This window comes from Paenarthrobacter ureafaciens, from assembly GCF_004028095.1.
Classification (GTDB): domain Bacteria; phylum Actinomycetota; class Actinomycetes; order Actinomycetales; family Micrococcaceae; genus Arthrobacter; species Arthrobacter ureafaciens.
Window position 1 is genome coordinate 99,184 of sequence record NZ_SBHM01000009.1, and the last position, 13,548, is coordinate 112,731.

The following is a 13,548-nucleotide window of genomic DNA, read 5'->3' on the forward strand; positions in this document are numbered from 1 at the left end:
ACCCCTCACCGCCGGACGATGGTCCGCAGTAGTTTGAGGGCCACAGAGACGGAATCGAGGTCTACTTTCCCGGGTATTGTGACCTCCGCGATAGTGTCCTTTATACGGCCCAGTTGCTCCTTGTGCGCGCGCTCCCACACGGCAATGCGCTCCATCGTTTCGACACGTGCCCCATTGGGGCTGCTCTGCAAGACAGACAGGGTGATGTCGGCCACGGCGGAGTACACGTCGTCACGCAATGCGGCCCGGGACAAGGCCTCCCAGCGGTTTTGCCGGGGAAGGTCGGTGATGCGCAGCAGCAGATCCAGCGCATCGATTCGATGAAAGACCGCGTAATACAAGTCGGCGATCGTCGTAGAGGGTTCAGCCACCTTCTCGGACAGAAGTGAGATGTCAAGCAGTCCAAAGCCTTCAAGCAGATCGGAGGCGCGCTTCGCCAGCTCTTGCGGCATCCCGACTTCATTCCAACGCGCCAGTCGCTCCTCGCTGTGGTCACGATCTGAGCCCCGCAGAAAATCCCGGGTCTTTGTCAGTAGCAGCTCAAACGTCGGCGCAATCCTGCCGAAGGCTTGAGCGACAGGCTGGTCCCGGTGGTCGTGAGTGACGTACCACCGAGTTGCGCGGTCCAGGGCCCTGCGCATATACAATGCCACTTCTGCCGCGTACTCTCCGGGAAAATCCGGTGGGAGTGCCGACAACCTGTCCATTATCCAGGGCAGGTTGTAGGCCTCCCGCATCACGACAAAAGCCCTGGCAATTGCAGCCGCCGAAGCGTTCGTTTCTTCGATGGCACGGAAGGCGAACGTGATTCCTCCGAGGTTGATCATGTCGTTGGCCAGCACGGTGCAGATGATCTGTCGGCGCAAGGGGTGTTCATCCAGTTCGGAATCAAAGCGCTCCGACAACTGGCGCGGAAAGTAGTCATGGAGCGTTCGCCTGAACCACGGGTCGTCGGTGAGGTCGCTGGCATTGAGTTCCCTGGCCAGCTCGATTTTTGCGTGGGCGGCAAGCACGGAGAGCTCTGGCGCAGTCAGCCCCAAGCCCGACAGCAGCCGGCCGTGGAGTTGCTCTGTGCTCGGAAGCCCATCGAGGCCGCGGTCCAACTCCGTGGCGTGCTCGAGCCAGTCCATCATCCGTTCAAAGCCGGGGCTCAGTTCCAGCACGAGGTGCCGGTCATTGAAAAGCAGGACGTTCTGGTTCACGTTGTTGGCCAGGACCAATCGGGCAACTTCGCTCATCATGGAATGCAGGAAAGCTGCCCGTTCTGGCGCCGGCATCTTTCCTGCCGCGATTACGCGGTCCACCAATATCTTGATGTTGACTTCGTGATCCGAGCAGTCCACGCCGGCGGAGTTGTCCATGGCATCGGAGTTTAGAAGGACCCCCGTGAGAGCTGCCTCAATGCGTCCGCGCTGGGTGATGCCCAGATTCCCGCCCTCGGCCACTACCCGCGCCCTCAGTTCGTTGCCATTAACTCTGAGGGCATCATTGGCCTTATCGCCCACCTCCATATTGCTTTCATCGACTGCTTTTACATAGGTGCCAATGCCTCCGTTGTAGAGAAGGTCCACGGGTGCCCGGAGAATGGCCTGAATGAGGACATGAGGCGGTAGCGAAGCCGTTCCCGGCCTCAGGCCGAGCGATATCCGGACCTCGTCGGTGATTTCGATCTCCTTTGCACTTCGAGAATGGATGCCACCTCCCGGGCTGATGAGGGATGGATCGTAGTCCGCCCACGAAGAGCGGGGGAGAAGGAAGAGACGTTGGCGTTCCGCGAAGGTCCGTTCTGTGTCAGGGGATGGGTCGAGGAAGATGTGCCGATGATCAAACGCTGCCAAAAGACGGATGTGCGGCGAGAGCAGCAAAGCGTTGCCGAACACGTCACCGCTCATGTCACCGATACCCACGACCGTGAAGTCCTTGCTTTGTGGATCCATTCCCAGTTCGTTGAAATGGTGCTTCACGGATTCCCATGCACCGCGGGCCGTGATGCCCATCTGCTTGTGGTCGTATCCCACCGACCCGCCGGAAGCGAATGCATCGCCGAGCCAGAAGCCGTACTCCTGCGCCACTGCGTTTGCGGCGTCGGAAAAGGACGCTGTTCCTTTGTCCGCTGCCACAACAAGGTAGTAGTCGTCACCATCGTGCCGGACTACGCCCACTGGTGGGAGCACCTCTGTTCCGCTGGAGGTGGAGACCAAATTGTCCGTGAGGTCCAATAGACCCCTGATGAAGATTCGGTAGCATTCCAAGCCCTCGGCCAACCACGCTTCCCGGCCCGAGGCCGGGTCCGGTGGTTGCTTCGGGTAGAAACCTCCTTTGGCTCCGGCCGGGACAATAATGGAGTTCTTTGCTTCTTGTGCTTTGGCCAAGCCCAAGACCTCGGTTCGGAAATCCTCCCTCCGGTCGGACCAGCGCAGACCCCCACGGGCAAGGGCTCCGAAACGGAGGTGGACCCCTTCAACTCGTGGAGAGTACACCCAGATCTCGTATTTCGGTCGCGGTAACGGGACACTGGAGATCACTGTTGGATCCAGCTTGAAGCTCAGATGTGGCCTGTTCAGGAAGTAGTTGGTACGGAGCGTTGCTTCTACGAGTTCCATGAAAGTGCGAAAGATACGATCGGACTCGAGCGCAGGGATCTCGTCGATCGCGGTCTGCAACTCATTCTTCGCCGCCTCCGTGCCAGTGAAACGATCGGACCCGTCCAACCTTGGACCGAACTTGGCCTCAAATAGCGACAGCAGCGCGTGAGTAGCCCGCGCGTTTTCAGTCAGGGTGTCCACGATGAACTCGTAGGAGCTCGTCGTCCCCAACTGCTGGAGGTACTTTGCATAACTTCGCAGAATCGACGTCTGCCGCCAGTGAATCCCCTCCCGGATGACGAGCGCCTCGAATCGGTCTGATTCAATGTCACCCCGTACCGCAGCCGAGAACGCGTCCCCAAGCAGTTCCCTGCTTGCCTCCGGGTCAACGCCCTGCGGGTACTTGATACCGAGGTCATATAGAAACAGTGGCTGGCTGTCGCCTGGACGCAGTTCGAAGGACAGCTGGTCCAGCACTTCCAGCCCGAGGTTGTGCAGGAAAGGCAGGATCTGGGTGAGGCTCCGAGGGACAGCCAGATAAAGGCGGAGCCTGGCGTCCTCCTTTTGCGCGAGGGAGGCACCGCTTTTTTCGACGTAGACCTTCAGCGGGGGCTCCCCACTTTGACTGGCGCCTGAGCCTGAACCAAGCGACTCGATATTGAGAATGTCCCGGAGTGCAACGTCCGCCTGATAAACCGCACGATAGCTCGCTGGAAACGCGTTCGACCACAGGTCCGATATCCGCGCGGCCTTGTCCGGAGGGATGCGGTCACGAATCACGGCGTATAGTGCGTCCGACCAAGATCCCATGGCTGTGATGAGGTTCCGCTCAAGTTCGAAGGGATCAAGGGGGCCATTACTGTATGCCGGGCTATTTTGCGTGGACCTGCTTAGGGGGATTCTGAAGAAAACGCGTGCCATAGGGGACTCGGTCAGAACGGGAGTGACGTCCAGGAACTCCACTCCTAACGCCTGCCCGAGTACCTGCTCCATTCGAAGCCTTGCTGCCGTGTTGTATCGATTTCGGGGGAACAGAACCAGCGCCGACACAAATTGGCCAAAACTGTCTGGTTGGAGGAACACACGTATCGCCAGCAGCCCCTCGGCATGCAGTATCTCTCCCGCTAGCCGTGCGAGTTCGCTTGCTTCAAGATAAAAGAGTTCATTCCGGGGAAAGGATTCCAAAAGGGCCGTTACGTCCTTATGCCGGTAAGACCGGGGTGCAAGTCCAACGTATTTGGAGACGGCTTGCACCTTGTCGCGAAGTACCGGAATGGTCTGAATCGGTTGATGGGCCGCACTGGGCGTGAAAAACCCCACGAACCGCCGTTCTCCGGAGACCCTTCCGCCCTCGTCGAATGCATCGAGGCACAATTCGTCCAGATAAGATGTCCGCAGGATTGTGGACCGAATCTCAGAAGTCACAACTGTCAGAGTCTGGTGTCGACTACCTCGGTATAGTCGTTGCTCCTGCCCGGCAGTGGTCAACGATGGCGGCCTCAGCAGCCCCAGCGAGGAACCCTGCCGCTCAGTGAGCAGCTCCTGGCCACCCGCCGTCGTAAGTTCATATTCGGCGTACCCGAGAAACAAAAAATTGCCTGCCTCGAACCATCGGAGCACCTGGCTGAGTTGATCCGTTGACGGATCAACGGCCCGCCGAAAATTATCCACCGTGGCGACAGCCTCTGTGAATTTACCTTGAATGGCCGCGGAGTCGTCGGCGACAACTCGTACATCGTCCAAGACCTTTAGCAGGCGTTCCGTGAGCACGTTCGCGGCCGCACGATCGGCCAGTCTTCCGATTTCTACGGCCACCCAAGTCTCAGACCTTCCTCCGACGGAAGGCACTGATTCTTCCGGAAATCCTTCTCTGCGCCTGCCGGGGCGGATCTCCAAGAGCACGTGAGTATCAGGATCACGCAGCACGGAGAAGACCGGGTGGACAAGTAATCGGATGAATGCGTCTTCACGTGCGAGCGCCTCCGCTATGGAGTGAACCAGATAGGGCAAATCGTCGGCAACCACTGCAATGACGCTCGCGTCCGGCTCGTTGTGAATGCTGACCAAACTCTGACCCGGTCGCCGAGTGGACGCCGCCGCGAAATGGCCTGCCGCCCGGGAACGGAGGGTTTCGAGGTTGTACCCCTTTAGATCCTCGGTGGGGACTTGCGCGTAGTAGGCGGCAAAGAAAGGCTCGTCCGGCGTGATTCCGTGCGATGAGGCAATGGGCTCCGCGGGGCCTGGTTTGGGTGACATGCCTATGCGCCTCCACTGCGCCGGGGATAGTCGCAGACTGCGATTAGACTTCGCGTCGCCGCGTACATCTCATCATCGCCGTCGATTGAGGGCACGTCCAGAGAACCTGCACTTCGCCAGACGGATCCCTCAGGTGCGGAACAGCGTCGAGAGTGCGTGCAAGTGTCCATTTCAGGCATGCACCATCTGGGGGCGTCAGGGCTACACCGACGCACGTGTCCAGGCTCTCCTGGAGCCTACGCCTATTCTCCACGGAGTAGGGGACGGCAGAGGTCGGGTTCGGATGCCCTCAACATTCTCCGGCTTTTCAGGGTCGGGGACAGGCAAGCACCTGCCGGACATGAATGACCTGCATAATTACCCCACCCGACGCCTTGCGGCCGCGCTCGGCCCGGAGCCGGACCTCATCCAAACGCCGCGACTCATAGACCGTGAAACGTTGCATTAGAAGCCGGGAACCACGGCCGCAAGAACTGTAATGGCAAGCGGAGACAAGCCGGGAACCCAATATCCGGCACTACTGACCGGGTTAAGACTCCGATGAGGCTACGTCACTCGGAAATCGAACTGCCAGAATCGCCCGCGACAAGGTAACGGCTCGGTCCGCCATCTTCTCGAGTTCAACGTCGTCGCAGTCGACCGGCGTCCATCGGGTAGCGCCTTCCAGTAAAGTCACCACCACCCGGACGCGTTCCGTAGGCTCGGGCAGCCTATGTCACGGGCCGCGGGCATGTGGTCGGTGAGGCGTGCAAAGCCGGCGCGTTCACGACTGACTTCCTCGTGCGTTCTTGACTGCTATTGAAGGGCCCGTCTTGCTGGGGGCTTCATCCGTCCATGGGCGATTGACATGTACTGCGCCATGACTGGATACCCCCGACCTCGGGGTTCGGGCGCGGCGATGCCATTGGTCCTGCGAGCGACCCGGATGCAACGAATCTATTGAGCTGGAGCGCGCAGTCGTACGGGTTGGTTGAATGCGGTCGAGGTCGAGGCTCGAAGGAGTCCACAGGGTTGCATGCAATCGCTTTAGCCCTTCGCCAACCCGTCGGAGCAGGCGCGAATCGGGGGAGTGGAGGATTCGAACATATGCGCCGTTATCGGTTTTGCTTCCCTCGGTGGAGGATGTCTTTATCGCGGCCCGCTAGGGTACCGTTTTGGTACCATGGGTTTCATGGCTATGAATCTCCGAGTCCCTGAGGACCTTGATCGACGGCTGGAAAAGTTGGCTGCCGAGGAACACACGTCCAAGTCCGCACTTCTATTGCAGGGGGCCGAGTTGGTTCTGCAGCGGCACACGCGCCGGCGTGAAATTAGTGAGGGCCTTGATTTTGTGATGAGTCATGATGCTGAGCTGCTGACGCGCCTTGAGGACGCGTGACGGCTTACCTTGACATTGAGGATGCGCTTCAAGTTATTGATCGCTACGGCTTCCATATCCGCGACGTCGGCTTGTTGGCGTCGGCATTGGCTAGGCCCGCGACAACGGTCATGGGGGCTGAAGCTTATCCGGAACTAGCGATGAAGGCGGCTGCCTTACTTGAGTCGGTCGCGAGGTTCCATCCACTCCTTGATGGGAACAAGCGGACTGCTTGGACGCTCATGGTGCTGTTGTTGTGGATCAACGGCTACCGTCATGACTTCTCAACTGACGAGGGCTTCGGACTGGTCGTCGGGGTCGCCGCTGGGGACGTTGAACTACGGGACTCGGCCGCTGTGATCTCGAATCATTTGGTGCCGCGTTAACTCGGCTTTTCCCCTAAGAGGAAGTGTGGACAATGTCCACACTTTCCGTCCCGGACTGGCCCGTACAGCCGCCGGACTGGGCCGGATTCTGCATGTTTCCGAGGGATCCCAGCAATGACAAGGCCGGGAATCGCGTTCGAGTCCCACCTCGGGCACGGCATGGCCCCTCTTCGGAGGGGTCTTTTGCTTTTTAATGTGTGCGAATGTGGACACGTCCCTCTGATTGGGATCCGATGACTAAGCTCTGGCCGCAGCGATCGGTCTGTGGAGGTGTGTGCGTAGCGCGGTCAGCGTCGGGACGCTCCGCTTTTGAGTTCCCCTTGCAGCCGTGCCCTCTTGGACCGACTATTCGCACACCAGCGGCGGCGTCGGCCCGCTGCAGTATCGCAGCAAGAACATTTCACCTGAACCAAGAAACAGTCCATGACGACGCGCTCACTCAGCACAGCGTCCTCATTACGGCGGCAGATACTCGACAACAAGAGTGCGGCTATGTAACGGGGGACGGCTCGCTACCGCAGGCAGTGGCGCAAATACACCTGAAGGGCTCCGGAGCTTTCCCACTCAGCAGCGGTCATCACCTTTTTGACCTTGCTCACGTAGCCGGAGGCGGTGTCGAGGAGCTCACTTGAGAGGCCGCTAAGGTCCATTACTTCGTTGACTGCATCCAGCTGGTAGTTGGCCGCCGTTATGGCTCTCCGAAACTCTTCCCACACAGTTATGTGTGTCGGGGGTTGAAAGGGGGCAGAGGAGGGGATCCCTGGCAGTGGGCTAGGTGAGCTCTTCGAAGTCCCCGACATTCGATCGGCGTACAGCGAGCAAGTAGTGCTTTTCAGTAGCCGCCGTGCTGTGGCATCCAAGTGCTGCCTGAACGCTTGTGAGGGCGTCCTAATCAGGGAAGCCGATACAAGTTCGACCGCGTCCTTGCTGATGAAACCCATGACCTCATCTGAGACGCCCAACATTGCAGCAACTTGTTTTAGGGCCGCTGCGCGAGGCGCGGCGGCATCAACGGTTGCCTTCTCGGAAGCACTCAGTGAAGTTCCTTCCGGAGTGTCTTTCAGCATGTCGTCAATCTTCGTGGACAGGCTCTTGAACTCCGAAGGGTCCGCTGCCCTGCTCAAGAGGCTTCCGGCTTCATCTACGCTGCTCTTCAGATTTGCCAGGGCCTGAACAGGTTTGCCGCACGATGTCAGTACCAACAGCAAAGCGGCGAACAAAACCGACAGGAGACACTGTCGTCGTCCTTGCTGCCGCATACTGGCCACCTTCAGCCGCTGGATCCTGGACTCCTGTATACGCCGAGTGGGCAGCGGCGTCCAGAGGGTGGTGTGGCGCCATTGGAAGTCAGCTACAGACGCCGTTCCGCGAGGAATATGAAGGCGCTCCACGGCCTCGAAACCAATCGACAGTCCTGCCTGTGCCGGGCAGCAAACGACGGCTGACTTTTCTGTCCCGCACGGAACATAGCCCGTCCGGCACAGGACAGGCAAACCAATTAGGGAGCCGCATGTTTTACCTCCTCAATGTCCGGACAGATGCCACATGCCGGGTTGGGCGCTTATAGCCCAACCAAAGCTGCCTTGACCATGCTGGCCCAGACACTTGCCTTGGAATGGGCGCCGGACGGCATCCGCGTCAACGTCGTGTCCCCCGGCATGACTCAAACGAGGATGATCGCAAAGATGTATGAAGATCCAAAATCAAGAAAGCCAGGGAAGACATCCGACCGCTGGCATGGATCGGAGAACCAATAGACATTGCCAACGCTTAGCCCGCTGTCGGGGAAGTTTCAGTCCGGTTTTTGGACCAAGTCATCGGCAACGCGCCGAAGGTCTTGGAGCCAGCCGATTGAACGGGTAGGCGCCGCAGTGTTGGATTCAAAGTTTTCCAAGGCTGTGGCCAGATGGTTCAGTGCTTCGGATAGGTTAGCTTTGACGGCTGCGTATCCTTCTTCGGAGCGGGGGTCGGCTGAGGCCGTGGACAGTTGCTCGGCACCGGCTTTGATGATGAGTGAGGCTTCGAATTCGTTCATGTGCCACCTCGCGTCTTAAGGCCGGGAACAGGCGTTTCCCGGTGTGCCAACCGTACACCCGGAGCAGGGCTGCCGGGCTGGAGGTCTTCTCGAGGAGGAGGCTTGCCGGCCGAATCATCGCGGTCTTTTCGTGCCGAGTCCTTCCTCTTAGGCGTGTGGAGGAGGTGAGCGGTGGGGAATTCATGCCCCGGCCACGCGCGCTGCTTCCGTTGGCCTACATCTATGCTTCTTTGGCCGCCCTCCCGCTTATCCCGTCTAATAGAAGACCAAAGAGTCGCAAGTGCCCCTGTCAGCGAGGACGACGGCGGGAGTAACCTCCCGCCGTCGTGAGCCGTTCGGCTTACCGCAAACACCGCTTCGGTTTGCTGGCGAGACACTCAGCCTTCAAGCTTGGAATGCTCGCCCAGCCGGTGCCATGAACGGTTGTGGTAAACCAGAGCATCGCCGGGTTCGCCCGCGTGGACGTCACGCAGCACCCGGGACTCAAGGGCGTGAACGGCGATGATCGTGGAGGTCCCTACCTCCATGCGATCGATGACGGCGCAGCGCACCCAGGCGCGGACGTCGTCATACACCGCTTCGCCGGTTGCAAGGGCCGACCAGCGGTGCGTCTGGTCAAAGCGGTCGGCGCCGGGGGTTGCGCCAAACTTCGCCAAGTCGACGTCGTGCGCGTCCAGCAGGTGCACGACGACGGTCTCGGCGCGGGAAAGCACATCCGACGCAGAGGACAGTGCCGAGACCGAGAAGATCAGCAACGGAGGTTCCGCGCTGACCGACACCACCGACGACACCGTCAGTGCCACCGGTCCTTCGCCGGCATCGGCCGTGATGACGGCGACACCTCCGGGGTGGCCACGGAACAATGCTTTGAAGTCGTCGGCCGAGAGGGAAGACGGGAAGCTTTGAGTCGGAGCCCCGAACCAAGTGTCTGCGGGGTAGGCGTGAAACATCGTTATGACGCCTTGGGGGCGGAGCGCGCGAGTTCCTCGCGAATGATGTTGGTCCCTGCGCTGAGGGCACTCAGCTTGGCCAGTGCGACGTCCCGGGGGAACGGTGCCATGCCGCAGTTGGAGCTGGGGATGAGCTTGTCCGCATCGACGAACTTGAGGGCCTTGCGGAGGGTATCGGCGACCTCCTCCGGGGTCTCGATGGTCTCGCTTGCGACGTCGATTGCCCCAAGCATGACCTTCTTGCCGCGGAGGAGCTCGATGAGGTCCATGGGCACGTGGGAGTTCTGGCATTCCAGCGAAATGATGTCGATGCTGGAGCTCTGCAGCAGCGGGAACGATTCCTCGTACTGCCGCCACTGTGAGCCGAGCGTCGCCTTCCAGTCCGTATTGGCCTTGATGCCGTAGCCGTAGCAGATGTGCACGGCGGTCTCCGCACGCAGTCCCTCTGCCGCTCTCTCAAGTGCAGCCACGCCCCAGTCCTTGACCTCATCGAGGAAGACATTGAACGCGGGCTCGTCGAACTGGATGATGTCCACGCCGGCCGCCTCCAGTTCTTTCGCCTCCTGGTTCAGGATCGTGGCGAATTCCCAGGCGAGCTTCTCGCGGCTCTTGTAGTGGTCATCGTAGAGCGTGTCCACCATCGTCATGGGACCGGGAAGAGTCCATTTGATCGGCTGGTCCGTGGCTGCGCGGAGGAACTTTGCGTCGTCGACGAATACCGGCTTCTCGCGGCGCACCGGTCCGACGACGGTCGGCACGCTGGCGTCGTAGCGATCGCGGATGCGCACGGTCTTGCGCTGTTCAAAGTCGACCCCGCTCAAATGCTCAATGAAGGTTGTGACGAAGTGCTGGCGGGTTTGCTCGCCGTCGCTGACGATGTCGATGCCGCGCCGGCTCTGTTCGTGGAGCGCGATGCGCAGCGCATCCTGCTTGCCCTCGAGCAGCCCTTCTCCCTCCAGCTTCCACGGGGACCAAAGAGTCTCCGGCTGTGCGAGCCAGGATGGTTTAGGCAGGCTTCCGACAACGGTGGTGGGCAAAAGTGTATTCATGATTGACGATTCTCCGTGGGTCAGTTGACGAGGGCGGGGTAGTTGGCGGTCCACTGGTCCAACAGGTCCTTGTGGGGCGTGATGAAGTGCTCCTCCGTGTACTTCGCCTGCGTGACCGCGAGCTGGCTGCGCTCGACGCGGTCGTAAGCGATCTGGGTCCGCGAGAAATCCTGCTCGCCCAGGCTCGGCTGGTAGACGTGGGCGGCGGCGGAGTTCGCGTTGTAGATCTCCGGGCGGTAGATCTTCTGGAACGTCTCCATGGTGCTGATTGTGCCGATGAGCTGCAGGTTGGAGTAGTCGTTGAGCAGGTCGCCGCGGAAGTAGAAAGCGAGCGGCGCAACGCTGCCGCGGGGCATGAAGTAGCGGACCTGCAGCCCCATTTTTGCGAAGTACGCGTCCGTCAGCGAGAACTCGTCTTGCTGGTACTCGACGCCCAGGACCGGGTGAAGGTTTCCGGTCCGCCGGTACGTCTTGCTCGTGGAGACGCTGATGCAGACCACTGGCGGCTGCGGGAAGCGTTCCTGGCCTTCGGGGGAGTCGAGGAAGTGCTGGAACAGTTTGCCGTGAAGATCGCCGAAGTCCTCGGGAACGGTGGGCTTGCCCGAGTCCCCTGTGGCCGCTGGCAGTACGACGCTGAAGTCGAAGTCACGGACGTAGGAGGAGAAGTTGTTTCCCACGATGCCTTGGTGACGGACCCCGTTCAGCAAATCGAGGATCTGGATGTCGAGGACTTCGAACAGCGGGAACTGCTGACCCGTTCCATCCCCGGTGAGCTGTATCTGCACGGAGACGATCTCAAGTTCCAGGGCGTAGCGGTCCCGGTCCGGATTATCCCATTCTGCGAGATCGTTGAAGCGGCGCCGCATCATGGTCAGGGCATTGCGAAGGTTCTCCTGGCGGTGCTCGCCACGTGCCAGGTTGGCGAAGTTCGTGGTGATCCGCGAGCCTTCCGAGGGGGAGTAGTCCTCGTCGAAGCGGGTGGTCGTGATGCTGAAGGAGAAGTCGTCTGCCAGGCGCTGCCAATCCGTGGGTGATGGGCCGGGACGGCCTTTTCGAAAGGGGATGCATCCATGGTGCCGACTTTCAAGGGGTATCAAGTAACTCGTGGATACTATGCATTCATATAGACTTTTCCTATGGCCCAGATTTCGAGCGGATTGACCCTGCAGCAGCTCCGCTACTTCATTGAAGTTGCCGCTGAGGGGTCGATCTCCGCAGCTGCCGATCTTCTCTACGTAGCGCAGCCCACAATGTCCGCAGCGATGAAGGAGCTTGAGGCCCGGGTGGGCCGTGCGCTCCTGCTTCGCTCCGCGCGCGGGGTCACCCTTACCGCCGACGGGGCAGAGTTCCTCGGCTACGCCAGGCAGGTCGTCGAGCAGTTCTCCCTCCTCGAGCAGCGCTACCTTGGCAGGCCACCAACACGACGACTGCTCGGAGTCTCAACGCAGCACTACTCGTTCGCGGTGGACGCCTTCGTCCGGATGGTCAAGGCCACTGAGGTGGCCGAATACGAGTTCTCGCTCCGTGAGTCCCGCACCTGGGACATCATTGAGGATGTCCGGACGCTCCGCAGCGAGATAGGCATCCTCTATCGGAACGATTTCAACCGGAAGGTCATTGACAAGCTGCTCCGGGAATCCGGACTCGCGTTCACACCGCTTTTTCTCGCCGATCCGCACATTTTCATTTCACGAAAGCACCCGCTCGCCTCGAAGGAGCGTGTAGCTCTCGCCGATCTCTCCGGCCTGCCGCGGCTAACCTTCGATCAAGGTGCGAACAACTCTTTTTACTTCGCCGAGGAGATTCTCTCCACGCTGTCCAGTAAGCAGGAGATCCGGGTGTCCGACCGTGCCACGATCTTCAACCTCATGATCGGGCTCCACGGTTATACGATCTCGACGGGCATCATCAGCGGGGAGCTCGACCCGGAGATCGTAGCCATCCCGCTCGACGTTGACGAACGCATCGAGATCGGCTGGATCGGCCACGCCTCGATTCCGCTCACCGACCAAGCGCAGGGCTACCTCAAGGAATTGCGCGCCGTCGTCGCAGAGTTCGGCGTAGCGCTACTCGACTGAATACGGTCGAGCGGACGGGTTGTTACCCTGTCGGTGATCCTGGTCTGCAGCCGGGCCGGTTGCCGCGGTCTTCGCGACCTCGGCCAGCTCAACCTTGATGCCGGCGTCGACGAATTTCCGGACTTGTTCAGGCTCGGCACCGTCGTCCGTGACGAGGGTCCATGGGAGCGCGAGCCGGGCCCACGCGTGGAAGGGCCGGAGTCCGAGCTTGGACGAGTCGGCGAGGACGTAGACGTGGTTGCCGCGGCGGGCCATGAGTTCCTTCAAGCGGGTCTGGGCATGGTCGGCTTCGCAAATGCCGTCATCGGCCGTGACGGCGTCCGCGCCGAGGAAGACACGGTCGAAGCTCATTCGTTCCAAGGCCGCTTCAGCGAGTGGGCCCACAAAGCTTTGGCTGACACTCCGGAGGCGGCCACCGATGCAGTCCACTTCTATGCGGTCGGAATCGGCAAGTTCCTGCATGATGTTCAGGCCCGGTGTGGTGACGGACAGCTTCTCGAACTTTTGCAGTTCGTGGGCGAGGGCTCCGACGGTGGACCCGGCGTCGAGGAGGATGCTTTCACCGGGAACGATCACTGCCGCGGCCCAGCGGGCGATGGCGTGCTTCTGCTCGAATGCTTCGCCTGTTCGCTGCCGCAGCGATGCTTCGGGGTGGGCTCCCAGCGCCATAGCGCCACCGTAGGTGCGGGCCAGCCGGCCTTGGCTATTCAAGAGAGCCAGGTCGCGGCGGATGGTGGAGGCGGTCACCTCGAACCGGGCGGAGAGTTCCTCCACCGAGGCAAGGCCAGTGGTGACAGCGAGGTGGTAGATTTCCTCGCGCCGCGCGTTTGCGCTCAGCATTCCCGGTCTCCT

Annotated in this window: 11 protein-coding genes; 4 read left to right on the forward strand and 7 right to left on the reverse strand. The window is 60.4% G+C overall.

Features of this window, described 5'->3' with window-relative positions; genetic code table 11:
- Positions 1 to 5: 5 nt before the first annotated feature.
- Positions 6 to 4,841 carry an NAD-glutamate dehydrogenase gene (locus tag AUR_RS19140; RefSeq protein WP_062096577.1) on the reverse strand — a complete coding sequence of 1,612 codons (4,836 nt, stop codon included), beginning with the start codon at positions 4,839 to 4,841 and terminating at the stop codon, positions 6 to 8.
- A 1,171-nt stretch (positions 4,842 to 6,012) separates the two neighbouring features.
- Between AUR_RS19140 and AUR_RS19145 the strand changes: the two genes are divergently transcribed.
- Complete coding sequence (locus tag AUR_RS19145) at positions 6,013 to 6,219, forward strand: ribbon-helix-helix protein, CopG family (protein ID WP_241650980.1); 207 nt, start codon at positions 6,013 to 6,015, stop codon at positions 6,217 to 6,219.
- Positions 6,216 to 6,584, forward strand: a complete 369-nt coding sequence (locus AUR_RS19150) for a type II toxin-antitoxin system death-on-curing family toxin (protein ID WP_062096579.1) — start codon at positions 6,216 to 6,218, stop codon at positions 6,582 to 6,584. The genes AUR_RS19145 and AUR_RS19150 overlap by 4 nt, the downstream gene beginning before the upstream one ends.
- A 512-nt stretch (positions 6,585 to 7,096) precedes the next feature.
- On the opposite strand, the gene AUR_RS19155 is transcribed toward AUR_RS19150, so the two are convergent.
- Entirely contained in the window at positions 7,097 to 7,843 is a 747-nt protein-coding gene (locus AUR_RS19155) for a hypothetical protein (RefSeq protein WP_062096581.1), read from the reverse strand.
- Positions 7,844 to 8,122: 279 nt separating this feature from the next.
- On the opposite strand from AUR_RS19155, the gene AUR_RS19165 reads away from it, so the two are divergent.
- The gene (locus AUR_RS19165; RefSeq protein ID WP_241650986.1) at positions 8,123 to 8,341 is read left to right on the forward strand and encodes an SDR family oxidoreductase; all 219 of its coding nucleotides are present in this window, start codon (positions 8,123 to 8,125) and stop codon (positions 8,339 to 8,341) included.
- A gap of 35 nt (positions 8,342 to 8,376) precedes the next feature.
- On the opposite strand, the gene AUR_RS19170 is transcribed toward AUR_RS19165, so the two are convergent.
- The 4 genes from AUR_RS19170 to AUR_RS19185 form a co-directional block, all read right to left on the reverse strand.
- On the reverse strand, positions 8,377 to 8,619 hold the full coding sequence (locus tag AUR_RS19170; protein ID WP_021473047.1) for a hypothetical protein: 243 nt from the start codon (positions 8,617 to 8,619) through the stop codon (positions 8,377 to 8,379).
- 377 nt (positions 8,620 to 8,996) lie between these two features.
- Positions 8,997 to 9,569, reverse strand: coding sequence for a flavin reductase family protein (locus AUR_RS19175; protein ID WP_062096583.1), 573 nt, complete (start codon positions 9,567 to 9,569; stop codon positions 8,997 to 8,999).
- A gap of 2 nt (positions 9,570 to 9,571) precedes the next feature.
- Positions 9,572 to 10,618 carry a methionine synthase gene (locus AUR_RS19180; RefSeq protein WP_062096584.1) on the reverse strand — a complete coding sequence of 349 codons (1,047 nt, stop codon included), beginning with the start codon at positions 10,616 to 10,618 and terminating at the stop codon, positions 9,572 to 9,574.
- 20 nt (positions 10,619 to 10,638) lie between these two features.
- Positions 10,639 to 11,631 (reverse strand): DUF1852 domain-containing protein, encoded by a 993-nt coding sequence (locus AUR_RS19185; protein ID WP_062096586.1) that lies wholly within the window; start codon positions 11,629 to 11,631, stop codon positions 10,639 to 10,641.
- Between the two features lie 123 nt (positions 11,632 to 11,754).
- Between AUR_RS19185 and AUR_RS19190 the strand changes: the two genes are divergently transcribed.
- The gene (locus AUR_RS19190; RefSeq protein ID WP_062096588.1) at positions 11,755 to 12,696 is read left to right on the forward strand and encodes a LysR family transcriptional regulator; all 942 of its coding nucleotides are present in this window, start codon (positions 11,755 to 11,757) and stop codon (positions 12,694 to 12,696) included.
- Here the strand turns inward: AUR_RS19190 and AUR_RS19195 are convergent.
- Entirely contained in the window at positions 12,685 to 13,536 is an 852-nt protein-coding gene (locus AUR_RS19195; protein WP_021473042.1) for a DeoR/GlpR family DNA-binding transcription regulator, read from the reverse strand. The two genes, AUR_RS19190 and AUR_RS19195, sit on opposite strands and share 12 nt — an antisense overlap.
- Between the last annotated feature and the right edge of the window lie 12 nt (positions 13,537 to 13,548).

Coding starts and splice junctions, on each gene's coding strand:
- AUR_RS19140 (WP_062096577.1), bottom strand. CDS start 4,841: ATGTCACCCAAACCAGGCCCCGCGGAGCCCATTGCCTCATCGCACGGA.
- AUR_RS19145 (WP_241650980.1), top strand. CDS start 6,013: ATGGCTATGAATCTCCGAGTCCCTGAGGACCTTGATCGACGGCTGGAA.
- AUR_RS19155 (WP_062096581.1), bottom strand. CDS start 7,843: ATGCGGCAGCAAGGACGACGACAGTGTCTCCTGTCGGTTTTGTTCGCC.
- AUR_RS19165 (WP_241650986.1), top strand. CDS start 8,123: ATGCCACATGCCGGGTTGGGCGCTTATAGCCCAACCAAAGCTGCCTTG.
- AUR_RS19170 (WP_021473047.1), bottom strand. CDS start 8,619: ATGAACGAATTCGAAGCCTCACTCATCATCAAAGCCGGTGCCGAGCAA.
- AUR_RS19175 (WP_062096583.1), bottom strand. CDS start 9,569: ATGTTTCACGCCTACCCCGCAGACACTTGGTTCGGGGCTCCGACTCAA.
- AUR_RS19180 (WP_062096584.1), bottom strand. CDS start 10,618: ATGAATACACTTTTGCCCACCACCGTTGTCGGAAGCCTGCCTAAACCA.
- AUR_RS19190 (WP_062096588.1), top strand. CDS start 11,755: ATGGCCCAGATTTCGAGCGGATTGACCCTGCAGCAGCTCCGCTACTTC.
- AUR_RS19195 (WP_021473042.1), bottom strand. CDS start 13,536: ATGCTGAGCGCAAACGCGCGGCGCGAGGAAATCTACCACCTCGCTGTC.